The organism is Halomonas campaniensis (genome assembly GCF_014193375.1).
Classification (GTDB): domain Bacteria; phylum Pseudomonadota; class Gammaproteobacteria; order Pseudomonadales; family Halomonadaceae; genus Halomonas; species Halomonas campaniensis.
Genome location: NZ_JACHZF010000006.1, coordinates 143,245 through 166,651, shown reverse-complemented (window position 1 = coordinate 166,651; position 23,407 = coordinate 143,245). Strand labels below are relative to the sequence as shown.

The following is a 23,407-nucleotide window of genomic DNA, read 5'->3' as shown; positions in this document are numbered from 1 at the left end:
ATTGTCACCCGCTTGCAGCCTCTGGAGGCTTCCATGGAAAAGCGTCAAGAACTCTATGCCGGCAAGGCCAAGTCGGTCTTTGCCACCGATGACCCGGACCGCGTGGTCCTGCAGTTCCGCGATGACACCAGCGCCTTCGACGGCGAGCGCATGGAGTCGCTGGCGCGCAAGGGCATGGTCAACAACTGCTTCAATGCCTTCATCATGGAGACCCTGGCCGCGGCGGGGATTCCCACCCACTTCGAGACGCGTCTCTCCGATACCGAGAGCCTGGTGAAGCGGCTCGAGATGATCCCGGTGGAGTGCGTGGTGCGCAACATCGCCGCCGGCGGCCTGGTCAAGCGGCTGGGCGTGGAGGAGGGCAAGACGCTCACGCCGCCCACCTTCGAGCTGTTCCTCAAGAACGATGCGCTGCACGACCCGATGATCAACGAGTCGCTGGCCGAGACCTTCGGCTGGGCCACGCCGGCGCAGCTGGCCGAGATGAAGGCGCTGACCTTCCGGGTCAACGAGGTGCTCAAGCAGCTGTTCGCCGATGGCGGCCTGCTGCTGGTCGACTACAAGCTGGAGTTCGGCCTGTTCCAGGGCCAGCTGATGCTGGGCGACGAATTCTCGCCGGATGGCTGCCGCCTGTGGGATGCGCAGACCCGCGAGAAGCTCGACAAGGACCGCTTCCGTCAGGGGCTGGGTGGGGTGATCGAGGCCTACGAGGAAGTGGGCCGGCGCATCGGCGTCAGCTTCGACTGACAGCGTCGACCCCCTGATCCACGAAGGGCCCTGCGGGGCCCTTCGTCGTCTCCGGGGGGAGTCACGCCGGCACGATCTCGACCACCTGCAGCCGCGTCTGCTCCCCGTCGCCCCGTGCCTGGAAGCGCACGTCCACGTCGCGCAGGCGCACGCCGTAGAGCCGTTCCTCGGCGCCGCGGCGATGATAGGCGGGACGCGGGTCCTGGGCCAGCACCTGGGTGATCAGCTCACGCAGCGAGTCGCCATCCTCCCGCGCCGCCAGCGCCGCCTCGGCGATGGCCGAGAAGCCGACCGGCCGCCGGGGCGGCGCCTCGGGGGCGAAGCCGGCCCGCGCCTCGGGCCGCGACTCCGCCCAGGGCAGGTAGGGCTTGATGTCGAGCACCGGCGTGCCGCTGACCAGGTCGGCGCCACGCAGCCGCAGGCGTACGCCGCGGCGGGTGTCGACCTCGAGGAGCTCGACCAGCGACAGCCCCAGGCGGTTGGGGCGGTGGGTACTGCGGCTGGCGAACACCCCGACCCTGGCGTTGCCGCCGAGGCGCGGTGGGCGCACCAGCGGGGTCCAGCGCGAAGGGCTCTCGTGAAAGACGAAGGTGAGCCACAGGTGGCTGAAGGCCTCGATGCCGCGCATCGCCAGCGGATCGTCGAAGGGCGGGGCAAGCACCAGGCTGGCCCGGGCCGCCGGGGCCAGGCCCGGCTGGCGGGGGATGCCGAACTTGTCGGGGTAGTCGCTCTCGATGACGCCGATCGGCGTCATGGCGAAGGAGGGGGGCGGGAGGGTGTCGGTCATGGCGCGATTATGCCTGGCGCTCGCTCGGCGGGCGAGGGGATTGGCCGCGGGCGCCGGCTTGTGTAGGCTCCGAGCAACAGCCATGCATCGGACAGGAGCGCCATGAGCCAGACCGCCAACGCCCCGCAGGGACCCGCCTCCGGGCCGCGCATCCTCTACCGCCAGGCGCGGGCGCGGGATGCCGCCGATCAGGCCGAGGTCTTCCACCACGCCGTGATGCAGGGGGCCATGGCCCGCTACAGCGTGGCCGAGCGGGAGGCCTGGGCCGGTGCCCTGCCGCGGGACGCCAGCGCCTGGGCCGCGCGCCAGGCGCTCTACACCACCCTGGTGGCGACCTGCGACGGGCGCTGCGTGGGCTTCCTCGAGCTGGACATTCCCCGCGGGCGCATCGAGACCCTCTACGTCTGGCCGTCGCTGGCGCGGCGCGGCATCGGCGCGACCCTGCTGATCCACGCCGAGCGGCTGCTGCGCGAGCACGGTATCGCCCGCGTCACCATCGAGGCGAGCCTGGTGCTGGCCGAGGCACTCGCCCGGCGGGGCTGGCGGGAGGTCGGCGAGGAGTGGGTGGAGCGCGGCGGCGAACGGCTCTGCCGCAAGCGCTTCGAGAAGCCCCTCGCCCTGCTGGAGACCTGAGCGCTCAGTCGCCCTGCTCGACCAGCCGCATCGACAGGTCGATGGCCTTGAGGTCCTTGGTCAGGGCGCCGCTGGAGATGCAGTCGACGCCGGTCTCGGCGATGGCGCGCAGGGTGGTCTCGTCGACGTTGCCGGAGGCCTCCAGGGTGGCGCGGCCGGCGGTGCGGCGGACCGCCTCGCGCATGTCGTCGAGGCTGAAGTTGTCGAGCATGATCACGTCGGCGCCCGCTGCCAGCGCCTGCTCGAGCTCGTCGAAGGTTTCCACTTCCACCTCCACCGGGGCCCGGGGCGCGATGTCCCGGGCCTCCCGTACCGCCGCCGCGATGCCGCCGCAGGCCGCGATATGGTTCTCCTTGATCAGGAAGGCGTCCCACAGCCCGAGGCGATGGTTGTGGCCGCCGCCGCAGGTCACCGCGTACTTCTGCGCCAGGCGCAGCCCGGGCAGGGTCTTGCGGGTATCGAGCAGCCGCACGCCGGTGTCCGCGATCAGGTCGACATAGTGGCGGGTGCGGGTGGCCGTGGCCGAGAGGGTCTGCAGCAGGTTCAGCGCCGCGCGCTCCCCGGTGAGCAGGCTGCGGGCCGGGCCCTCGATCTCGAGGAAGGCCTGGCCGGCCTCGAGGCGGTCGCCGTCCGCGGCGTGCCAGCGCAGGGCGACGCTGGCATCCAGGCGACGGAACAGCTCGTCGACCCAGGCCACGCCGCACAGCACGCAGGCCTCGCGGGTGATCACCCGGGCCGTGGCGTGGTGCGCGGCGGGAATCAGCCGGGCGGTGATGTCGCCGGGCCCGACGTCCTCGGCCAGCAGGCGGGCGGCGCTGTCGCGGATCTCTTCGGCTAGGGCGTCCTGGTAATGCATGGCGGGGCGTCACTCTCGAGGTTGGGGCCTGGCGCGGCGGGCGCCGGAGTAGGCAATGAGCGTCAAGGGCGTTCATTATAGGGAATCCAGGCAGGCGACGTCAGGGGATCAGGATGCCGATCGAACAGGGATGGCTCGCGGGGGCGAGGCGGGTGCCGTCACCCAACTGCGACGCGCGGCCGAGCGGGGAGGTCTCGCTGCTGCTGCTGCACTCCATCAGCCTGCCGCCGGGTGAGTTCGGTGGCGAGCATGTCGAGCGGCTGTTCACCAACCGGCTCGACCCCGAAGCCCATCCCTTCTTCGCCACCATCGCCGGCCTGCGCGTCTCGGCCCACCTGCTGATCCGCCGCGATGGCGAGTGCGTGCAGTTCGTGCCCTTCCACCGCCGGGCCTGGCATGCCGGCCGGTCGCGCTGGCGCGATGGTGGCAGGGAGCGCGTCGCCCTCAATGACTTCGCCATCGGCATCGAGCTGGAGGGCGACGAGGTCTCGCCCTATGCCGGGGCGCAGTACCGGACCCTGGCGGCCGTGACCCGACAGCTGCTGGCGGCCTACCCGGCGCTCGCCGAGCAGCGCATCACCGGCCACGCCCATGTGGCCCCGCTGCGCAAGTCCGACCCCGGGCCGGCCTTCGACTGGGCCTACTTCCGCCAGACTTTGCGAAAACTACGCACTCCATGAGGGCTGTCGCGGGCCGAGAGGGGGCGGGGAATGGCACGCTCGATTCATACGGTAGTTCGGCTACAAGCCCTTGTCCTTGGTCGCATTCGGTCCCGGGAAATGTCGCTAATCCCTTGTGTTGCGGTGCAATGCAATCAATGTGAAAAACATTTCCATTCTATCTTGAATTGGCAGGGGAGGGCGTTTACGGTATCTTCGTCGCCATCAAGGCAGCTAGATCGCATCGTCTAGTAAAACTACTACATCACCCCCGACATGCGGCGTGCATGGCTCTCCCCGGGAGAGACCCACCAGGCCCCTGCGTTGCGGGGCGCACGACACCCCCCATCGTCATTCGGAGAGACGTCTATGAGTCTGGAGGCAAGAGAGGATCTCGATCCGGTCGAAACCACGGAGTGGCTGGAATCCCTGGAATCGGTCGTGGATCGCGAGGGCGAGGAACGCGCCCGGTACCTGTTGACCCGCCTGGCAGATCGCCTGCGCCGCGACGGGACACAGGCGCCCTTCTCGGTGACCACCCCGCATCGCAACACCATTCCGGTGCATCGCGAGGCGCCGATGCCGGGGGATCTCTTCATGGAGCGCCGGATCCGCTCCCTGATCCGCTACAACGCCATTGCCCAGGTGATCCGCAACAACCGCGCCAACCCGGGCCTCGGTGGTCACATCGCCAGCTTCATGTCGGCAGCCACTCTCTACGATGTGGGCTTCAACCACTTCTTCCGCGCGCCCAACGGCGACTTCGAGGGCGACCTGGTCTACATCCAGGGCCACGTGGCCCCGGGCGTCTATGCCCGCGCCTACCTGGAGGGTCGCCTGACCGAGGAGCAGATGGACAAGTATCGCCAGGAGGTGGATGGCGACGGCCTCTCGTCCTATCCGCACCCCTGGCTGATGCCGGACTTCTGGCAGTTCCCCACCGTCTCCATGGGCCTCGGCCCCATCCAGGCCATCTACCAGGCCCACGTGATGAAGTACCTGCATTCGCGTGAGATGAAGGACATGCAGGATCGTCGGATCTGGTGCTTCATGGGCGACGGCGAGTGCGACGAGCCGGAGTCCCTGGGGGCCATCCACCTGGCGAGCCGCGAGAAGCTCGACAACCTGATCTTCGTCGTCAACTGCAACCTCCAGCGCCTCGACGGCCCGGTGCGCGGCAACGGCCGCATCATCGACGAGCTCGAGGGCGTCTTCCGCGGTGCCGGCTGGAACGTGCTCAAGGTGGTCTGGGGCCGCCTGTGGGACCCGCTCTTCGAGAAGGACAAGAAGGGTGTGCTGCAGAAGGTCATGGACGAGTCGGTCGACGGCGAGTACCAGAACTACAAGGCCAACGACGGGGCCTACACCCGCAAGCACTTCTTCGGGAAGTACCCGGAGACCGCCGAGATGGTCAAGGACATGTCCGACGAGGACATCTGGAAGCTCAACCGCGGCGGCCACGACCCGTTCAAGGTCTATGCGGCCTACCACCAGGCGGTGAACAACGCCAACGGCCGTCCCACCGTGATCCTGGCGCACACCGTCAAGGGCTACGGCATGGGCAGCGGCGACGGCGAGGCGGCCAACGAGGCCCACCAGGTCAAGAGCATGGAATACGAGGCGCTGCGCAAGTTCCGCGACCGCTTCGGCATCCCGCTGACCGACGAACAGCTCAAGGAGGTGCCCTACTACAAGCCGGAGGACGACTCCCCCGAGCTCAAGTACATGCACCTGCAGCGCGAGCGGCTGGGCGGCTACCTGCCCCAGCGCCGCAGCGACTTCGAGGCCCTGCCGATCCCCTCCCTGGAGGACAAGACCTTCGCCTCCCAGACCGGCGGCTCCAAGGGCCGCGAGGTCTCCACCACCATGGCCTTCGTGCGCATCCTCAACGGCCTGGTGAAGGACAAGCAGATCGGCAAGCAGGTGGTGCCCATCGTGCCCGACGAGGCACGCACCTTCGGCATGGAGGGGATGTTCCGCCAGCTCGGCATCTACACCTCCGAAGGCCAGAAGTACGAGCCCGTCGACAAGGGCCAGATCATGTTCTACCGCGAGGACAAGCAGGGCCAGATCCTCGAGGAGGGCATCTCCGAGGCCGGCGCCATGTCCGCGTGGATGGCCGCGGCGACCTCGTACAGCAACAACAACCTGACGCTGCTGCCGTTCTACATCTACTACTCGATGTTCGGCTTCCAGCGCATCGGTGACCTGGCCTGGGCGGCCGGTGACCTGCAGGCACGGGGCTTCCTGGTGGGCGGTACCGCCGGGCGCACCACCCTCAACGGCGAGGGCCTGCAGCACCAGGATGGCCACAGCCACCTGCAGGCCTCCACCATCCCCAACTGCCGCAGCTACGACCCGACCTATGCCCACGAGGTCGCGGTGATCGTCCAGGACGGCCTGAAGCGGATGTTCGCCGACAAGGAGAACTGCTTCTACTACCTGACGGTGATGAACGAGAACTACGAGCATCCGGAGCTTGCGACCATCCCGGCCGAGGACATCGTCAAGGGCATGTACCTGCTGCGCGAGACCGAGGGCAAGAAGGGCCGGGTCCAGCTGCTGGGCTGTGGCACCATCCTGCGCGAGGTCGAGGCCGCCGCCGAGATGCTGGCCGAGGAATGGGGCATCGGCGCGGACATCTGGAGCGTCACCAGCTTCAACGAGCTGCGTCGCGAGGCGCTGGCCCTGGATCGCGCCGCCTTCCTGGATCCCGAGGCCGAACCGGCCAAGCCGCATGTCACCCGTTGCCTCGAGGGGCGCGAGGGCCCGGCCATCGCCTCCACCGACTACATGCGCCTGTTCGCGGATCAGGTCAGGGCCTGGGTGCCGACCGACTACCACGTGCTGGGCACCGACGGCTTCGGCCGCTCCGACACCCGCGAGAAGCTGCGCCACTTCTTCGAGGTCGACCGCCACTTCGTCACCGTGGCGGCGCTCAAGGCGCTGGCCGAGCGTGGCGAGCTGGATCGCAAGGTGGTCGGCGAGGCGCTGAAGAAGTACGGCATCGACCCGGCCAAGCCCAACCCGCTGACCGACTGATCCGGTGATCGGCGGGCCCCGGGCCCGCCGGTTCCAGGCACGATTTGGAAGGAGCGCGACCTTGAGTAGCGAAATCATCAAAGTTCCCGACATCGGCGGTAGCGAGGATGTCGAAATCATCGAGATCGCGGTATCCGAAGGCGATGTGATCGAGGCCGAGGATACCCTGATCACGCTGGAGTCCGACAAGGCCAGCATGGACGTGCCGTCGCCGAAGGGCGGCAAGGTCGTCAAGGTGCTGGTGAAGGAGGGCGACACCGTCTCTGAGGGGGACGACATCGTCGAGCTGGCGGTCGAGGGCGGCGATGCCGAGCCGGCGGCCGATCAGGCCGAGGAGAAGGCCGAGCCGGCTCCCCAGAAGGCGCCCGAGCCCGCCGAGAAGCCCGCGGCCAAGGCCGGCGGCGGTGGCAAGCGCACCGTGGAGATCAAGGTCCCCGACCTGGGTGGCTCCGACGACGTGGAGATCATCGAAGTGGCGGTGGCCGAGGGCGACGAGGTGGCCGCCGAGGACACCCTGATCACCCTGGAGTCCGACAAGGCCTCCATGGACGTGCCGAGCCCCCACGCCGGCAAGCTGGTGTCCCTGACCGTGAAGGAGGGTGATACCGTCTCCGAGGGTGATGTCATCGGCACCATGGAGGTCGACGACGGCGGTGCCGGCGAGGATGCCGACGAGGCCCCGGCCGCCGCCGAGCCCGAGCCCCGGGCTGCCGAGCCGGAGCCCGAGGAGGAGGCGGCCTCCGGCGAGCCGGAGCGGCGCGAGATCCGCGTACCGGACCTCTCCGGCTCCAGTGACGTGCCGATCATCGAGATCGCCGTGGCCGCCGGTGACGAGGTGAACGAGGAAGACCCGCTGATCACCCTGGAGTCCGACAAGGCCTCCATGGACGTGCCGAGTCCCGTCAAGGGCAAGCTGCTCGAGCTCACCGTCAAGGAGGGCGACACCGTCTCCGAGGGTGACCTGATCGGCTACATGGAAGTCGCGGGCAGCAAGCCGGCGAAGAAGTCCGCGGCGAAGGCCCCGGAGCAGAAGGCCGAGGCGCCCAAGGCCGACAGGCCGGCCCCGACCCCGGCGGGCACGCCCAGCCCCGAGGCCGAGATGGCGGCCCACAAGCCACGCGACGGCAAGCTGGTCCACGCCGGCCCGGCGGTGCGCATGCTGGCCCGCGAGCTGGGCGTCGACCTGGGGCTGGTGCGGCCCAGCGGGCCCAAGGAGCGGGTCCTCAAGGAGGATGTCCACGCCTACGTCAAGCAGGTGATGGCCAGCCAGGGCAAGGCCCAGGCGCCGGCCGGCGCGCCGGCGGCGGGCGGCTCCGGCATCCCGCCGATTCCGGACCAGGACTTCAGCCAGTTCGGCGAGGTGGAAGAGAAGCCCATGGGGCGCCTGATGAAGATGGGCGCCACCAACCTGCACCGCAGCTGGGTCAACCTGCCCCACGTCACCCAGTTCGACGAGGCGGACATCACCGAGCTGGAGGCCTTCCGCAAGTCCATGAAGGCCGAGGCGGAGGCCCAGGGCGCCAAGCTGACGCCGCTGCCCTTCCTGATCAAGGCCTGTGCCTATGCCCTGCGCCAGTACCCGCAGTTCAACGTCAGCCTGAAGGCCGACGGCGAGACCGTGGTGTGGAAGAAATACGTCCACATCGGGCTCGCGGTGGACACCCCGGACGGCCTGATGGTGCCGGTGATCCGCGACGCCGACAGGAAGTCGCTGATCGACATCGCCAAGGAGTCCGTGGAGCTGGCCAAGAAGGCCCAGTCGAAGAAGCTCAAGCGCGAGGAGATGACCGGCGGCTGCTTCACCATCTCGAGCCTGGGCTCCATCGGCGGCACCGCCTTCACGCCCATCGTCAATGCCCCGGAGGTGGCCATCCTCGGCGTCTCCAAGGCCTCGATGAAGCCGGTGTGGGACGGCAAGGCGTTCGAGCCGCGGCTGATGATGCCGCTGTCGCTCTCCTACGACCACCGGGCGGTCAACGGGGCCGATGCGGCGCGCTTCACTGCGTTGCTGGCCCAGCTGCTCACCGACATCCGTCGCCTGCTGCTGTAACCGCGGGTGAGGGAGCGACGACGGCGCCTTCCGGCGCCGTCGTCGTTTGACGGCGATGCACTGCCAGACCAAAGTGTTATTCGGCCCGGAGCATGTTGATATCCTGGCCTTTTTCGGGCGTTTCGGGCCCCTGGCAGGGCGGGCGGCGCTTGTGCGGTGGCAGTCCCGCGGTTATCGTTCCCCTCCAACCATTTCTCCACTTGTGACAATCACTTATTTTTCGAGGACACGAACATGCGTTTGATCCTGTTGGGCGCCCCGGGTGCCGGCAAGGGCACCCAGGCCCAGTTCATCTGCGAACGCTTCAACATCCCGCAGATCTCCACCGGCGACATGCTGCGTGCCGCCGTCAAGGAGGGGAGTGAACTGGGGGTCAAGGTCAAGGAGATCATGACCAGCGGTGGCCTGGTGTCCGACGACATCATCATCGCCCTGGTGAAGGAGCGCATCGCCCAGCCGGACTGCGAGAACGGCTTCCTGTTCGATGGCTTCCCGCGCACCATCCCCCAGGCCGATGCCATGAAGGAGGCGGGCGTCAAGCTCGACCACGTGCTGGAGATCGCCGTGGAGGACGAGGAGATCGTCAAGCGCCTGGCCGGCCGCCGCGTGCACCCGGGTTCCGGTCGCGTCTACCACGTCGAGTACAATCCGCCGAAGGAGGCGGGCAAGGACGACGTGACCGGCGAGGCGCTGATCCAGCGCGACGACGACCGCGAGTCCACCGTGCGCAACCGCCTGGCTGTCTACCATGAGCAGACCGCGCCGCTGGTCGACTACTACCAGGCCTGGGCGGAGCAGGACCCGGAAGCCGCGCCGGCCTACCACCGTGTGGAAGGCGTCGGCAGCGTCGATCAGATCACCGCGCAGGTGCTCAAGGCCCTCGAGGGCTGATCGAGCCCTCTGCTCTGACTCTGATGGCCCGCTCTTGCGGGCCATCGTCGTTTGTGGCCCCGGCGCGTATAATGCTGCCACTTTTCTCCCCTGCGATGGTGCTGCCATGTCGATCCTGCTGGCCCTGGATGCCTCCTCGAGCGCCTGTTCGGCCGCCCTGCTGCGCCGCCGCCCGGGCGTCGATGACGAACTGCTCTCCCGCTTCGAGATGACCCCCCGCGAGCACACCCGGCGGCTACTGCCCATGGTCGACGAGGTGCTGGCCGAGGCCGGCGTGCGCCCGGCGGAGCTCGACGCCGTGGCCTACGGTCACGGCCCCGGCTCCTTCACCGGCCTGCGCATCGCCGCCGGGGCCGCCCAGGGGCTGGCCTATGGCCTCGACCGGCCGCTGCTCGGCGTCTCCACCCTGGCGGCCCTGGCCCTGGGCGCCCATCGTCGCCACCACTTCCGCTGGCTGGTCACCGCCCTGGATGCGCGCATGGGCGAGGTCTACGTTGCCGCCTGGCAGTGCCGCGACGGCCTGCCGGAGCCGCTCCTCGAGGAGGCCGTGATGCCGCCTGAGCGGCTGCGCCTGCCTGCCGGCCACGACGACCATGACTGGGTCGGCGTGGGGTCCGGCTGGGGGCTGTGGGAACAGATGCCCGTCGAGGTACAGGCGAGCCTCGGCCAGCGCCTGCCCGAGGTGGAGGCCGATGCCGCCGACATGGCGCTGCTGGCCATGCATGAACTGGAAGCCGGCCGGGGCCGGCCGGCCCATCTCGTCCAGCCGGTCTACCTGCGCAACGAGGTGGCCTGGAAGAAGGCGCGATGAGCGAGCGTCCGCCGGTGGCGGTCCACGGCCCGGCCCTGGCCGCCCTGGCCGAGCGCCTGGGACTCCCCTTCGGGGTCGAGGCCGAGCTGACCCTCGAGCGCCGCGAGGGCCGCCTGGTACTGGTCGGCGACGCGAAGCGCTACGGCCACCCCCTGGCGGTGGAGTTCGCCTCCGGCCGCGCCGCCCACCGCCGGCGTTTCGGTGGCGGCCGTGGCCAGCTGGTCGCCCGCGCCTGCGGACTCGGCCAGGGGGTGACGCCCTCGGTGGTGGATGCCACGGCAGGCCTGGGTCGGGACGCCTTCGTGCTGGCCGGCCTGGGCGCCGAGGTGCTGCTGGTGGAGCGGGTGGCGGCGATCTTCGCGCTGCTCGAGGACGGCCTGGCCCATGCCCTGAGGGACGCCGAGACCGCCGAGATCGCCGGTCGCATGCGGCTGCAGCATGGCGATGCCAGCCGCGAGCTCGACACGCTGGTGGCCGCGTCGGGGGTGGTGCCCCAGGTGGTCCACCTGGACCCGATGTTTCCCCACCGTGACAAGTCGGCCCTGGTCAAGAAGGAGATGCGGCTGTTCCGCACCCTCGCCGGCGACGACGCCGACGCCCCGCGGCTGCTCGAGGCCGCGCTGGACGTGGCGACCCACCGCGTGGTGGTCAAGCGGCCGAGGAAGGCGCCGCCCATCGAGGGGCCGGCACCGCGACACGCCATCGAGGGCAAGACCAGCCGCTACGACCTCTATGTGCATCGCGCGCTGAAGGCGAGTTGATCAGCCCCGCCGGGTGACCAGCTGCAGGCGGTGGCGCAGGGCCGGGTCGAACAGCCGGCGCGACTGCAGGGCCGCCTCGCGCAGCCGGTCGTCGAAGGCCAGGCGTCCCGCCTCCTGCCACAGCCACCCCTCCCGCTCCAGGCTCTCCACCAGGCTGACGAACAGCCGGGTATCGAAGAACTCCGGGGCGTCCAGCCCCGAGAGCAGGGCCAGCCGCTCGGCCAGCTGGCGGCTCTGCCCGGCCAGCTCATCGGCGGTGAGGCGGCCCGTCCCGGCATCCAGCAGCACGCTGAGCAGCAGGTAGCCCCGCTCCAGCGAGGGCTGCATCAGCTGGCCGAGCAGGTCGAGGCACTCGCCGGCCTCCAGTGGCTCGCCCCGCCGCCGCCAGTGTTCCCCCTCGCGCTCCAGCAGGCCCAGGTCGCCCAGCAGCGCGAGCATCTCGGCCAGGCCCGCCTGCAGCGAGGCCGGCGGCGCCACCATCAGCTCCCGGGTCAGGATCGGCCAGGCCGGCGCCAGCAGAGTCTCCAGCGCCTCGGGGTGGTGGCTGGCCTGGTGGCGGAAGGCGAAGGCGGTGAGGCCCGCCAGGGCGAAGAGGTGCAGCACGTTGTTGCGGTACCAGCCGAGCAGGGCGGCCCGGGCGGCATCGGCGACGACGATGTCGCCGAGCGGGTGGGCGCGGCGCTCGACCATGCCGAGGCCCACTGCCTGGTCGATCCAGCCGGCCGGCTCGCCCTCGGGCAGGCTGGCATGGGTCCCGCCGGGGAGCCGCCGCTGCAGCTCGGCGAGCAGGGCCAGCTGGCGCTCCAGCAGGCTGGCCTCGATGGCGTGATGGGGCGTGGCCAGCAGGACCAGCGCCACCAGGTTGACCGGGTTGAGGGCCGCCGCCGCGTTGATGCGCCGGCCCAGGGTCTCGCCGAGCCGAGGCACCAGGTCGCCGAGCCACTCGGGGCGCTCCTCGCGGCCGTGCCGCCAGCGGGGGCCCACCGTCTCGTCCAGGTAGTCGGCCAGCACCAGGGGCTCGCCGACGTTGACCGCGACCCGGCCGAAGGGCTGGCGCAGCTGGCCCAGCACCCGCATCAGCGCCAGCGGGCTCTCCCTGCGCTTCCTGCCGCCGCGCAGCTCGCGCTGGTAGCTGGCGTTCTCGATGATCCGCTCGTAGCCGATGTAGACCGGCACGAAGGCCAGCGGCCGGCGGGTGCCGCCGGCGGCGCTGCGCAGGAAGGAGCGCAGGGTCATGGCCAGCATCCCGGGGCGTGCCGGCAGCATGCGCCCGCTGCGCGAACGGCCCCCCTCGATGAAGTACTCCAGCGGGTGGCCCCGCGAGATCAGGCGGTGCAGGTACTCGTTGAACACCGTGGCGTAGAGGCGGTTGTCGCGGAAGCTGCGGCGCAGGAAGAAGGCGCCGCCGCGACGCAGCAGCGGACCGATCAGCGGCATGTCCAGGTTGCGCCCGGCGGCGATGTGCGGCGGCATCAGCCCGTCGCGATAGAGCACGTAGGAAAGCAGCAGGTAGTCGATGTGGCTGCGATGGCAGGGCACGTAGACCAGGGTGTGGTCGCCGGCCAGGGCCTTGACCCGTTCCAGCCCGCGCACCTCGACGCCGTCGTAGAGGCGGTTCCACAGCCGGCGCAGCAGGCCATCCATGAAGCGCAGCACCGGGTAGGTCATGTTCGAGGCGATCTCCCGCCCGTAGCGCAGGGCGCGGCGCTCCAGCCTCGCGGGGGAGGGCCGGCCGTCGGCGGCGAGTTCGCCGATCACCCGGCGCACCTCGGGGCTGGCGGCCACCCCCTCGATCAGGGTGCGGCGGTGGGAGAGGTCGGGGCCGAGCACGCGGGTGCGCAGGCGGCGGAAATGGACCCGCAGCAGGCGGGCCGCCTTGCGGTTGGTCTGGGCGCTGTCGGGCGGCCCGTCGGCCTCCACGAGGAGGTCGCCGAGGCGCAGCGGGGCGCCGAAGTGGATCTCCACGCTCTTGCCGTTGACCAGCACCGAAAGCGCTCGGCGCAGCCGGCCGGTGAGCCGCCAGCTGTCGGCGGAGAGCATCTTCCAGAAGCCGAAGCGCTTGCCCGGTGCCCGGCCCCAGAAGATGCTCACGGGGACCAGCTGCACCTCGCCCTCCAGGCCCCGGCCGCGCTGTTCGATCAGCGCCCGGAAGGGGGCCTGGGGCCGGGTGGCCCGTCGCCAGGGGCGCCGGCGGGGGACGGGCAGGGCGAGGCAGGCGGGCAGCGTCAGTGAGCCGACGGTGCGCCGCCCCCCGGCAGGCGGCAGGCCGTGGGCGCGGGTCAGGGACGCCAGCAGCAGGGTATCGCTGAGCGCCGGCCGCGGCAGCACGTAGAGCACCGGCAGCGCGGGATCCAGGTCGAGGGCGTCGGGGGGCGGCTCGACCAGGCGGGTCTCCACCCAGGCGGCGATCAGCCGCTCCATCGGCGCGCGCAGCGGTGTCATCAGGACCCGGGAAACCAGCGTCAGCGAGTGCGGGAAGGCCATCCGTTTGCCCCGGCGTAGGAAAGGTCAGGAAAAGCCCAGTATAGTCATCGGGACGCGGCCGGTCAGGCAATGGACTGTCCGGTTCCAGGCAAGGCGCGGGACAGGGATGCGGCCATGCACGGCATGTGGAGAGACGGCAATCATTTCCAGCTGCTGCCCGAGGCGGCCTGCTTCCTGCCGGCCATGTTCGAGGCCCTCGAGCAGGCGCAGGAGTCGGTGCTGATCGAGCTCTACCTGATGGAGTCGGGCCGACTCTCGGCCGCCCTGGTCGCCTCGCTGGTGAGGGCGGCGGAGCGCGGCGTCACGGTGATGCTGATGCTCGACGGCTACGGCGCCATGGGGCTCTCCAGTGCCGAGCGGGCCCGCCTCGAGGCGGGCGGCGTGGCGCTGCGCTTCTTCAACCCCCTGGGCTTCCACTCCCTGGCGCGCAACCTGACCCGTGACCACCGCAAGCTGGTGGTGGTGGACGGCAAGCTGGCCTTCACCGGCGGCTTCGGGACGGTGGACGAGTTCCTGGACGCCTGGTACGAGGTGGCGGTGCGCATCGAGGGGCCGGTGGTGGCCGACTGGGTGCGCCTGTTCTGCCGCCTCTGGGACTCCCCGCTGACCCGCGGCAGCGGCCGGCCGTCGCTGGTGCACGACCTAGGGACGCGGCTGGAGACCCGGGAGGGCTATCGCGGGATGCGCGGGCGGGTGGTGTGGGGCCAGGGCTACCGCTACCAGGCAATCCGCCACTCCCTGCATCAGCGGGTCTCCGGGGCGCGGGGTCGCATCTGGATCTGCACCCCCTACTTCGTGCCCACCTTCGGCCTGCGCCTGCGGCTGGCCAGGGCCGCCCGACGCGGCGTGGACGTGCGGCTGCTGCTGCCCGGCGAGCTGCACGACCACCCGGGCGTGCGCTACGCCGGCCAGCGCTTCTACGGTCGCCTGCTGCGCGCCGGGGTGCGCATCCACGAGTTCCAGCCCACCTTCATCCACGCCAAGTTCTCGCTGGTCGACGACTGGGCCAGCATCGGCTCCTGCAACTTCGACCACTGGAGCCTGCACTGGAACCTGGAGGCCAACCAGGAGGTCGACGACCCCCGGTTCGCCACGGAGGTGGCCGAACTGTTCGAGCGCAACTTCGACGCGAGCCACGAGATCCTGCGCGAGGACTGGGCCCGGCGCCCGCGCTGGCAGCGCCTCAAGGAGTGGCTCTACGGCAGCCTGGACGGGATGCTGACGCGGTTACGGTAAACGCCCAGCGCTCGGCGACAGGCGCTTACCGCCGCCCCTTGCCCCGCCCGGCGGGCTTCTTCCTGCGCGGGGTCGGCTTGGGGCTCTCCGGCGGGACCCGATAATGCAGGTAGAGGTCAAGCACCAGTTCGGGCAGCTGGCGAACCAGTGCCTCGAGTCGCGCGGTGTCGGCGGTGAACTCGGCCATGTCGGGCTCCTCGTCGAACAGGCCCGAGAGCGCCATGAAGGGCAGCAGCAGGGTGGCGGCGGCCTCCTCGTCCTCCTCGAACCAGGCCGCCTCGTCGAGGAAGACCCCCTCCATGAAGCCGGCGCACCAGTCGCCGATCGGGGTCTCCTCCGCTGGCAGCCCGTCCAGCGTCAGCTCGAAGGGCAGCTCCGGCAGCAGGCCCTGTTCCAGGGCGGCGATCGCGTTGCGGCGCAGCCGCTCGAGCAGGCCGAGGATGGCCTCGCGTTCGGCGTCGTCGGCGAAGGCGGGTTCGCCCTGGAAGAGCTCGGCGACCCAGGCGGCGGGCGCCACGTCGCTGGGCGCCACGGCCAGCGCCACCATGAAGGCGTGGGTGCCGATCAGGTCCAGGGCATCCTCCCCCACCTGCTCGGACGCCAGGAAATCGTCGAGACGGTCGAGCTCGTCGTCATCGAGCAGGGGTTCGGGGGGCGGGGTATCGGACATCGGATTCTCTCGGGATGAAGGATCTCAACGGGGACGGGCACGCCGGCGATGGTCCGGCCCGCCGCGGGCCAGGCGGGGGTTGTCGCCCGGGGCACCAGGCGCCATTCTAGCATCCCATGGACCGTCCCGCGCTGCCCCACCCCGACCCCGTCCGGCTGGCTGCCCTCGACCACGAGGCGCTGCTGGCGGCCCTCCATGCGCGGGTCGAGGCGGCCTGGCGGCTGTGCCGCGAGGTCCACCCGCACCTGCCGCGGCCGAAGGTGTGGTGCGACCTGCGCGGCAAGTGCGCGGGGCAGGCGCACTTCGGGCGCGGTGGGCTACGCTTCAACCCGGTGCTCTATGCCGAGAACCGTCTCGCGTTCCTGGTCGAGGTGGTGCCCCACGAGATGGCCCACTGGCTGGTTCACCACCTCGAGGATGGCCACCTGGCCCGCGCCCATGGCCGGGAGTGGCAGACGGTGATGCGGCGGCTGTTCGGCCTGGTGCCGAGCACCACCCATCGGTTCGATACGTCCAGGGCGAGCCCGGCCCCGCACCGCTACGCCTGCGCCTGCCGCGAGCACGCCTTCACCGAGCGCCGCCACGGGCTGGCCCGGCGGGGGCGCGGCTACCGCTGTCGGCACTGCGCTCAGACCTTGGTCTATCTTGGCCGGTCGGCGTTTGAAAATGGCGTTTAAGTCATTGTTATAAAAAAGGAATTTGATCATACCAATGTCTAAAGGGAAGTCGCCCCGGGCGGGAGTATGCTGGGGCCACCTTCCAATGGTGTCGGTCGGCGCACACACAACGCCAATGGCATGCCGGCCGGCTTCACTCATCTGACGGGGCCACCCCAAGGACAGAGGCAACTCCATGAGCGATCAGCAGAACGTCTACCCGGTGAGCGACGACATCGCCGCCAAGGCCTGGGCCGACAAGGAAAAGTACCAGGCCATGTACCAGCAGTCCGTGGACGACCCTGACGCCTTCTGGGGCGAGCAGGCCAAGCGCATCGACTGGTTCAAGGCGCCGACCCGGATCAAGCACACCTCCTATGATCCGCACAACGTGGATATCCGCTGGTTCGAGGACGGCACCCTCAACGCCAGCGTCAACTGCCTCGACCGCCACCTGGAGACCCGCGGCGACCAGACCGCGATCATCTGGGAGGGCGATGACCCCAACGATTCCAAGCACACCACCTACCGCGAGCTGCATGCCCAGACCTGCCAGCTGGCCAATGCCCTGAAGGAGCTGGGGATCGGCAAGGGTGACGTGGTGACCCTCTACATGCCGATGATCCCCGAGGCCGCCGTGGCCATGCTGGCCTGTGCTCGCATCGGCGCCGTCCACTCGGTGGTGTTCGGCGGCTTCTCCCCCGACGCCGTGGCCCAGCGGGTGGTCGGTGCCCAGTCCAAGCTGGTGATCACCGCCGACGAGTCCGTGCGCGGCGGCAAGCACGTGCCGCTGAAGGACAACGTCGACGCGGCCCTGACCCGCGACGGTACCGAGGTGTGCCAGAACGTGCTGGTGGTCAAGCGCACCGGCGGCGAGATCCAGTGGCACGAAGGGCGTGACGTCTGGTACGGCGACCTGGTCGAGAAGCAGTCCACCGACTGTGCGGCCGAGGAGATGAACGCCGAGGATCCGCTGTTCATCCTCTACACCTCCGGCTCCACCGGGGCGCCCAAGGGCCTCAAGCACACCACCGGCGGCTACCTGGTCTACGCCAGCCTGACCCACCAGTACGTCTTCGACTACCAGGACGGCGAGGTCTACTGGTGCACCGCCGACGTGGGCTGGGTCACCGGCCACAGCTACATCGTCTATGGCCCGCTGGCCAACGGCGCCACCACCCTGATGTTCGAGGGCGTGCCGAGCTATCCGGGCCATGGCCGCATGGGCGAGGTCGTCGACAAGCACAAGGTCAACATCCTCTATACCGCGCCTACCGCCATCCGTGCGCTGATGGCCCATGGCGAGAATGTCATGGACTCCAGCCAGCGCGACAGCCTGCGCATCCTGGGGTCGGTGGGCGAGCCCATCAACCCGGAGGCCTGGGAGTGGTTCTACCGGGTGATCGGCAACTCCAGGTGCCCCATCGTGGACACCTGGTGGCAGACCGAGACCGGCGGCATCATGATCGCGCCGCTGCCCGGTGCCACTCCGCTCAAGCCGGGCTCCGCCACCCTGCCGTTCTTCGGCGTGCAGCCGGCGCTCTACGACAGCGAGGGCAAGGAGCTGAAGGGTGCCGTGGATGGCAACCTGGTGCTCACCGACTCCTGGCCGGGCCAGGCGCGCTCGATCTGGGGCGACCACGAGCGCTTCGTCCAGACCTATTTCTCCACCTATCAGGGGGTCTACTTCACCGGTGACGGCTGCCGCCGCGACGAGGATGGCTACTACTGGATCACCGGCCGCGTCGACGACGTGCTCAACGTCTCCGGCCACCGCATGGGCACCGCCGAGATCGAGTCCTCGCTGGTGGCCCACGAGTCCGTGGCCGAGGCCGCCGTGGTGGGCTTCCCCCACGACATCAAGGGGCAGGGCATCTACATCTACGTGACCCTGACCGAAGGCGTGGAGCCCACCGACGAGCTTAAGAAGGAGCTCACCCAGTGGGTGCGCAAGGACATCGGCCCGATCGCCTCGCCGGACGTCATCCAGTGGGCCCCGGGCCTGCCCAAGACCCGTTCCGGCAAGATCATGCGCCGTATCCTGCGCAAGATCGCCGCCAACGAGTGCGATGGCCTGGGCGATACCAGCACCCTGGCGGATCCCTCGGTGGTCGACGAGCTGATCGAGCATCGCGCCAACCGCTGAGTGCCCCGATCGTCCCGCGGCAGGCGGTCTCGTCTGCCGTCATGGCAGCTCTCCAAGCCGGCCCTCGGGCCGGCTTCTTGCTGGGTGCGGGACACGTTGTCGACAATGTTGTCGCGATGCTTGGGAATCGCCTCCGGCATGGGGTAACATGCGTGACGACAATTGAAAGCCCAGCGTGGCGGCCGTCGGCCCGCTGCTCGAGGAACCGGAGGAGAATCCATGGCCTTTGCCCAGAAATTCATCGTCGCCGATGACCATCCGCTGTTCCGTGCAGCCCTGACCCAGGCGCTGCGACAGCTGGCGCCCCAGGCCGAGATCGTCGAGTCCGACACCATGGAGGCCACTGCGGAGGTGGTGACCCGCCACCCGGATGCCGACCTGATCCTGCTCGACCTGCACATGCCGGGCGCCCACGGCTTCTCCGGCCTGATCCAGCTGCGCGGCCAGACCCCCGACATTCCGGTGGCCGTGGTCTCCGGCAGCGACGAGCCCCATGTGGTGCGTCGCGCCATCGACTACGGTGCCTCGGGCTTCATCCCCAAGTCCTCCTCGCTGCAGCTGATTGCCGAGGCGGTGGGGGAGATCCTCGACGGCGAGGTGTGGCTCCCCGCGGAGCTCGCCGGCGTGATGGGCGAGGCCGACGAGGAGGAGACCAAGTTCGCCGAGGCGATCGCCTCCCTGACCCCGCAGCAGTTCCGCGTGCTCAACATGCTCACCGAGGGGCTGCTCAACAAGCAGATCGCCTACGAGCTGAGCGTCTCCGAGGCGACCATCAAGGCCCACGTCACCGCCATCCTGCGCAAGCTGGGCGTGCACTCGCGCACCCAGGCGGTGATCGCCGCCCAGAAGCTCGAGGTGGAGCCGCCGAAGGTCGAGTCGTAGCGCCAAGCGCCGAGCTACAAGCGCCAAGCAGAACCCCAGAAACCCACCGTCAGGTGGGTTTCTTGCTTCAGGCTTCGATGTTTTCCTTCCTTGGCAGCTTGGCAGCTTGGCAGCTTGGCAGCTTGGCAGCTGCTACTGCGCCGCGCGGCTGGCCTGCAGGGTGCGGGTCAGCAGGGCGCGCAGGGCGGCGGGGCGCACCGGCTTGAGCAGCAGCTGGTAGCCGGCGCGCTTGATCTCCTCGGCCACCTCCTCGGTGCGGTCGGCGGTGATCACGATGCCGGGTACCGCGCCCTGGAGCCGCTCGGAGAGGGCCTCCAGGGCCATCAGGCCGGTGACCTCGTTGTCGAGATGGTAGTCGGCCAGGATCGCGTCGGGGTCGCCGTCCAAGTGGCGCAGCACCGACTTGGCGCCGCCGATGGTGGTGGCGGTGAAGACCTCGCAGCCCCAGCCCGACAGCATCGCCTTCATGCCCTCGAGGATCAGCGTCTCGTTGTCGATGCACAGCACGCGGATGCCGGCGAGCTTGTTGCCGGTGCGCCGCGGCGAGGCGGCCTCCTCGGCCTGCTGGGCCTCGCTGCGCGCCTCGACCATCGGCACGCTGACCGAGAACATGGTGCCGAAGCCCTCCCGGGAGCGGACCTGGATGGGGTGGTCGAGCACGCGACTCATGCGGTCGGCGATGGACAGGCCCAGCCCCAGCCCCTTCTCGCTCTCCTTGTGGCGCGACGCCTGGTCGAGACGGCGGAACTCCTGGAAGATCTCCGCCTGCTTGGACTCGGGGATGCCGGGGCCCGAGTCCCACACCTGGATGGCCAGCCGGTCGCCCTGGCGGCGGCAGCCCAGCAGCACGCGGCCCTCCTGGGTGTAGCGGATGGCGTTCGACAGGAAGTTCTGGATGATCCGCCGCAGCATCTGGGCGTCGCTGTCGACCCAGGCGCGGGTGGGGACGACCTCCAGGTCGAGCCCGCGGTCCTCGGCCATCACCTCGAACTCGGCCCGCAGCGGCGTGATGATGTCCGCCAGGGCGAAGTGGCTGCGACGCGGGGTCAGGGCGCCGGCGTCCAGCTTCGAGATATCGAGCAGGGTGCCCAGCAGCTCCTCGGCGGCCTGCAGCGAGTTGTCGATATGGCCGATGGTGCGCTTCATGTCGGCGGCCTCCATCTCCTGGGAGAGCGCCGAGGTGAACAGCCGGGCGGCGTTGAGCGGCTGCAGCAGGTCGTGGCTGGCGGCGGCCAGGAAGCGGGTCTTGGAGGCGTTGGCGTCCTCGGCCAGCTGCTTGGCCTGGCGCAGCGCCTGCTCGGCCTCGGCGCGAACGCGGTTCTCCTGGCGCAGGGCGGCGTTGGCCTCGGAGAGCGCCTGGGTGCGCTCGCGGACGCGCTCCTCCAGGGTCTCGTTGGTCTCCTTGAGGGCGATCTCCGCCAGGCGCCGCTCGGTGATGTCCTGGTAGAGGGCGAAGAAGCCGAGGATCGCCCCGCTGTCGCCGAAGTGGGGGTGTAGGTCACCAGCATGTAGCGCCGCCCCTCGGGCAGCTTCAGCGAGACCTCGAAGCTGACCCGCTCGCCGGCCAGCGCCCGCTCGATCCACGGCTGGCGCTCCTCGGCCATCTGCGGCGAGACGACGTCCTCCACCCGCTTGCCGATCACCGCGTTGCGGTCGATGCCGAAGGCCTGCTCGTAGGCGCGGTTGGTGAAGAGGTAGCGGCACTCCTTGTCGAAGTAGGCGATCAGCGCCGGCACGTTGTCGGTGTAGATGCGGATGTTGTTCTCGGAGCGGATCAGCGCCTCCTCGATCCGCTTCTGCTGGGTGATGTCCTGGTAGGTGTAGACGAAGCCGCCACCGGGCATGGGGTTGCCCTGCACCTCCAGCACGCTGCCGTCCTGGCGGTAGCGCACGTAGCGGTGGGGCTGGCCCTCGCGGATGTTGTCGAGCAGCAGGCGCACATGTTCCTCGGGGTCGCCGGGGCCGTACTCGCCGTTGTGGGCGTTGTAGCGGAAGATGCGGTCGACCGGCGCGCCGACCCGGATCAGGTGGTCGGGGAAGCGGAACAGCTCCAGGTAGCGCTGGTTCCACACCACCAGGCGCAGGTTCTGGTCGACCACGCTGATGCCCTGGTTGATGTTCTCGATGGTGGCCTGCAGCAGGGCGCGGTTGAACTCCAGCACCTGGGAGGCCTCGTCGACGATGGAGATCACGTCGGAGATGCCGATGCCGCGGCCCTGCAGCGCCGAGTTGACCACGATGCGCGCCGAGGAGGCGCCCAGCACCGAGGCGAGGAAGCGCTCGGTGAACTGGATCACGTCGATGGAGGCGCGGGTGCCATCCTCCAGCGGCGTGCCGCTGCGCCTGGCGTAGTCGTCGAAGGCGCGGCTCACCTGGCTCGCCCCCAGGAAGCGCTCGCACAGCACCTTGAGGTCGCCCACCGTGGTCGCGCCGGTCCAGGGGCGGTTCACCGAGGTCTGGCGGGTCTCGACGCTGTCGACGAACAGCGAGGCCTGGATGCGCTCCACCACCCGCTGGGAGGTGACCTGGGAGACGAAGATGTAGCAGAACAGGTTCACCCCCAGCGAGAGCATCACGCCGTGGGTGAAGCTGTCGCCGACGTTGAGGCCGAACAGCGAGGTGGGCGCCAGCCAGGCCAGCCCCAGCGGGCCGCCGTCGAGCCAGTGGCCGGGCAGCACGCCGGCGGAGATCATCGCCGGCATCAGCAGGCTGTAGGCCCAGATGGCGAAGCCGGCGTTCATGCCGACGATCACCCCCAGGCGGTTGCCACGCTTCCAGTAGAGTCCGCCGATCAGCGCGGGGGCGAACTGGGCGGCGGCGGCGAAGGAGAGCATGCCGATGGAGGCCAGCGAGGTGAACTCGCCGATCAGCTGGTAGAAGCCGTAGGCCATGGCCAGCACCGCGGCGATGGTGATCCGCCGCGCGCGCAGCACCAGGCGGCCGTAGTCCCGGGCCTTGGTGTCGAACCAGCGCAGGCGGAACAGCGCCGGGATGACGATCTCGTTGGAGATCATGATCGACACCGCTACCGCGGCGACGATCACCATGCCGGTGGCCGCCGAGAAGCCGCCGATGAAGGTGAGCAGGGTCAGCCACTCGTTGCCCGCCGCCATGGGCAGCGCCAGCACGTAGGTGTCCGGCTCGATGCCGCTGCCGGCGAACAGCGTCAGGCCGGCGGCGGCCAGCGGCAGCACGAAGAAGGCGAAGGCCGCCAGGTAGAGCGGGAACAGCCAGCGCGCCTTGGCGGCGTCGTCGCGATGGGTGTTCTCCACCACCGCCACGTGGAACTGGCGCGGCAGGCAGAGGATCGCCAGCATCGCCAGCAGGGTCTGGGCCCAGAAGCTCTGGCCGAAGTCCTGCTGGGCCAGCTGGCGCTGCAGCTCCAGCTGCACCTCCGCCTGGGCGAAGAGCTCGCCCAGGCCATCGAACATGCCCCAGGTGACATAGGCCCCGAGCACCAGGAAGGCGACCAGCTTGACCAGCGACTCGAAGGCCACGGCGTGGATCAGCCCCTCGTGGTGTTCCGTGGCGTCGGTATGGCGGGTGCCGAAGAGGATCGCGAAGGCCGCCATCACCACCGCCACGTAGAAGGCGGTGTCGGCGAACAGCGGGGTATGGGTGGGGTCCCCGGCGGCGGTCAGCACGCTGAAGGAGGTGGCCACCGCCTTCAGCTGCAGGGCGATGTAGGGGAGGGTGCCGATCAGCGCCACCAGGCTGGCGAAGGCCGCCAGGGACTGGGCCTTGCCGTAGCGCGAGGCGATGAAGTCGGCGATGGAGGTGACGTTCTGGTGCTTGGCCACCCGGATCATCTTGGCCAGCACCGGCCAGAACAGCAGGAAGGTGAGGATCGGGCCGACATAGATGCTGGCGAAGGACCAGCCGCCGGTGGCGGCCTGGCCCACCGCGCCGTAGAAGGTCCAGGAGGTGCAGTAGATGGCCAGCGCCAGGCTGTAGATGATCGGGCGTCGTCGGCTGGCCCCGTGCTGGCGGGCGTGGCGGTCGCCGCGCCAGGCGATGGCGAACAGCACGGCGATGTAGATCAGCGATATGGCAACCAGCAGCCAGCCTGCGAACATGCGCTCTCTCCCCTCGGTGT

The 23,407-nt window shown here is 69.6% G+C and carries 16 protein-coding genes and 1 pseudogene; 12 read left to right on the top strand and 5 right to left on the bottom strand.

The features are described 5' to 3' along the window. The first annotated feature begins 33 nt into the window (after positions 1-33). Complete coding sequence (gene purC / locus BDK63_RS05525) at positions 34-747, top strand: phosphoribosylaminoimidazolesuccinocarboxamide synthase (protein WP_183330361.1); 714 nt, start codon at positions 34-36, stop codon at positions 745-747. A gap of 61 nt (positions 748-808) precedes the next feature. Here the strand turns inward: purC and tsaA are convergent, their stop codons facing one another. Beyond that, positions 809-1,534, bottom strand: coding sequence for a tRNA (N6-threonylcarbamoyladenosine(37)-N6)-methyltransferase TrmO (gene tsaA / locus BDK63_RS05520; protein ID WP_183330360.1), 726 nt, complete (start codon positions 1,532-1,534; stop codon positions 809-811). A 102-nt stretch (positions 1,535-1,636) separates the two neighbouring features. Between tsaA and BDK63_RS05515 the strand changes: the two genes are divergently transcribed. Beyond that, positions 1,637-2,167, top strand: coding sequence for a GNAT family N-acetyltransferase (locus tag BDK63_RS05515; RefSeq protein WP_183330359.1), 531 nt, complete (start codon positions 1,637-1,639; stop codon positions 2,165-2,167). A 4-nt stretch (positions 2,168-2,171) separates the two neighbouring features. Here the strand turns inward: BDK63_RS05515 and nadC are convergent, their stop codons facing one another. After that, on the bottom strand, positions 2,172-3,023 hold the full coding sequence (gene nadC, locus BDK63_RS05510) for a carboxylating nicotinate-nucleotide diphosphorylase (protein WP_183330358.1): 852 nt from the start codon (positions 3,021-3,023) through the stop codon (positions 2,172-2,174). 113 nt (positions 3,024-3,136) lie between these two features. Here nadC and ampD point away from each other — a divergent pair, with 113 nt between their 5' ends. The 6 genes from ampD to BDK63_RS05480 all read left to right on the top strand — a co-directional run bounded on the left by ampD (position 3,137) and on the right by BDK63_RS05480 (position 11,237). Then, positions 3,137-3,703 carry a 1,6-anhydro-N-acetylmuramyl-L-alanine amidase AmpD gene (gene ampD, locus BDK63_RS05505; protein ID WP_183330357.1) on the top strand — a complete coding sequence of 189 codons (567 nt, stop codon included), beginning with the start codon at positions 3,137-3,139 and terminating at the stop codon, positions 3,701-3,703. 348 nt (positions 3,704-4,051) lie between these two features. After that, positions 4,052-6,724 carry a pyruvate dehydrogenase (acetyl-transferring), homodimeric type gene (gene aceE, locus BDK63_RS05500; RefSeq protein ID WP_183330356.1) on the top strand — a complete coding sequence of 891 codons (2,673 nt, stop codon included), beginning with the start codon at positions 4,052-4,054 and terminating at the stop codon, positions 6,722-6,724. A gap of 61 nt (positions 6,725-6,785) precedes the next feature. Next, entirely contained in the window at positions 6,786-8,774 is a 1,989-nt protein-coding gene (gene aceF / locus BDK63_RS05495; RefSeq protein WP_183330355.1) for a pyruvate dehydrogenase complex dihydrolipoyllysine-residue acetyltransferase, read from the top strand. A 234-nt stretch (positions 8,775-9,008) separates the two neighbouring features. Beyond that, entirely contained in the window at positions 9,009-9,665 is a 657-nt protein-coding gene (gene adk, locus BDK63_RS05490) for an adenylate kinase (protein WP_183330354.1), read from the top strand. A 106-nt stretch (positions 9,666-9,771) separates the two neighbouring features. Next, positions 9,772-10,476 (top strand): tRNA (adenosine(37)-N6)-threonylcarbamoyltransferase complex dimerization subunit type 1 TsaB, encoded by a 705-nt coding sequence (tsaB, locus tag BDK63_RS05485; protein WP_183330353.1) that lies wholly within the window; start codon positions 9,772-9,774, stop codon positions 10,474-10,476. Next, positions 10,473-11,237 carry a class I SAM-dependent methyltransferase gene (locus BDK63_RS05480; protein ID WP_183330352.1) on the top strand — a complete coding sequence of 255 codons (765 nt, stop codon included), beginning with the start codon at positions 10,473-10,475 and terminating at the stop codon, positions 11,235-11,237. The genes tsaB and BDK63_RS05480 overlap by 4 nt, the downstream gene beginning before the upstream one ends. On the opposite strand, the gene plsB is transcribed toward BDK63_RS05480, so the two are convergent. After that, positions 11,238-13,721, bottom strand: coding sequence for a glycerol-3-phosphate 1-O-acyltransferase PlsB (gene plsB, locus BDK63_RS05475; RefSeq protein WP_246385840.1), 2,484 nt, complete (start codon positions 13,719-13,721; stop codon positions 11,238-11,240). It abuts the gene before it with no gap. 114 nt (positions 13,722-13,835) lie between these two features. Between plsB and BDK63_RS05470 the strand changes: the two genes are divergently transcribed. Further along, entirely contained in the window at positions 13,836-14,957 is a 1,122-nt protein-coding gene (locus BDK63_RS05470; protein WP_183330351.1) for a phospholipase D-like domain-containing protein, read from the top strand. A gap of 25 nt (positions 14,958-14,982) precedes the next feature. Here the strand turns inward: BDK63_RS05470 and BDK63_RS05465 are convergent, their stop codons facing one another. Continuing rightward, positions 14,983-15,627 (bottom strand): YecA/YgfB family protein, encoded by a 645-nt coding sequence (locus tag BDK63_RS05465; protein ID WP_183330350.1) that lies wholly within the window; start codon positions 15,625-15,627, stop codon positions 14,983-14,985. Positions 15,628-15,743: 116 nt separating this feature from the next. On the opposite strand from BDK63_RS05465, the gene BDK63_RS05460 reads away from it, so the two are divergent. The 3 genes from BDK63_RS05460 (at position 15,744) to BDK63_RS05450 (ending at position 19,311) form a co-directional block, all read left to right on the top strand. Next, on the top strand, positions 15,744-16,304 hold the full coding sequence (locus BDK63_RS05460; RefSeq protein WP_183330349.1) for a SprT family zinc-dependent metalloprotease: 561 nt from the start codon (positions 15,744-15,746) through the stop codon (positions 16,302-16,304). A gap of 175 nt (positions 16,305-16,479) precedes the next feature. Beyond that, positions 16,480-18,429 (top strand): acetate--CoA ligase, encoded by a 1,950-nt coding sequence (acs, locus tag BDK63_RS05455; RefSeq protein ID WP_183330348.1) that lies wholly within the window; start codon positions 16,480-16,482, stop codon positions 18,427-18,429. Positions 18,430-18,648: 219 nt separating this feature from the next. Continuing rightward, the gene (locus BDK63_RS05450) at positions 18,649-19,311 is read left to right on the top strand and encodes a LuxR C-terminal-related transcriptional regulator (protein ID WP_183330347.1); all 663 of its coding nucleotides are present in this window, start codon (positions 18,649-18,651) and stop codon (positions 19,309-19,311) included. Between the two features lie 132 nt (positions 19,312-19,443). On the opposite strand, the pseudogene BDK63_RS05445 reads toward BDK63_RS05450, so the two are convergent. After that, a pseudogene (locus BDK63_RS05445) lies at positions 19,444-23,387 on the bottom strand (hybrid sensor histidine kinase/response regulator). Positions 23,388-23,407: the final 20 nt, after the last annotated feature.

Coding starts and splice junctions, on each gene's coding strand:
- tsaB (WP_183330353.1), top strand. CDS start 9,772: ATGTCGATCCTGCTGGCCCTGGATGCCTCCTCGAGCGCCTGTTCGGCC.
- adk (WP_183330354.1), top strand. CDS start 9,009: ATGCGTTTGATCCTGTTGGGCGCCCCGGGTGCCGGCAAGGGCACCCAG.
- purC (WP_183330361.1), top strand. CDS start 34: ATGGAAAAGCGTCAAGAACTCTATGCCGGCAAGGCCAAGTCGGTCTTT.
- BDK63_RS05465 (WP_183330350.1), bottom strand. CDS start 15,627: ATGTCCGATACCCCGCCCCCCGAACCCCTGCTCGATGACGACGAGCTC.
- acs (WP_183330348.1), top strand. CDS start 16,480: ATGAGCGATCAGCAGAACGTCTACCCGGTGAGCGACGACATCGCCGCC.
- ampD (WP_183330357.1), top strand. CDS start 3,137: ATGCCGATCGAACAGGGATGGCTCGCGGGGGCGAGGCGGGTGCCGTCA.
- nadC (WP_183330358.1), bottom strand. CDS start 3,023: ATGCATTACCAGGACGCCCTAGCCGAAGAGATCCGCGACAGCGCCGCC.
- BDK63_RS05480 (WP_183330352.1), top strand. CDS start 10,473: ATGAGCGAGCGTCCGCCGGTGGCGGTCCACGGCCCGGCCCTGGCCGCC.
- tsaA (WP_183330360.1), bottom strand. CDS start 1,534: ATGACCGACACCCTCCCGCCCCCCTCCTTCGCCATGACGCCGATCGGC.
- BDK63_RS05450 (WP_183330347.1), top strand. CDS start 18,649: ATGGCCTTTGCCCAGAAATTCATCGTCGCCGATGACCATCCGCTGTTC.
- BDK63_RS05515 (WP_183330359.1), top strand. CDS start 1,637: ATGAGCCAGACCGCCAACGCCCCGCAGGGACCCGCCTCCGGGCCGCGC.
- plsB (WP_246385840.1), bottom strand. CDS start 13,721: ATGGCCTTCCCGCACTCGCTGACGCTGGTTTCCCGGGTCCTGATGACA.
- aceE (WP_183330356.1), top strand. CDS start 4,052: ATGAGTCTGGAGGCAAGAGAGGATCTCGATCCGGTCGAAACCACGGAG.
- BDK63_RS05470 (WP_183330351.1), top strand. CDS start 13,836: ATGCACGGCATGTGGAGAGACGGCAATCATTTCCAGCTGCTGCCCGAG.
- BDK63_RS05460 (WP_183330349.1), top strand. CDS start 15,744: ATGGACCGTCCCGCGCTGCCCCACCCCGACCCCGTCCGGCTGGCTGCC.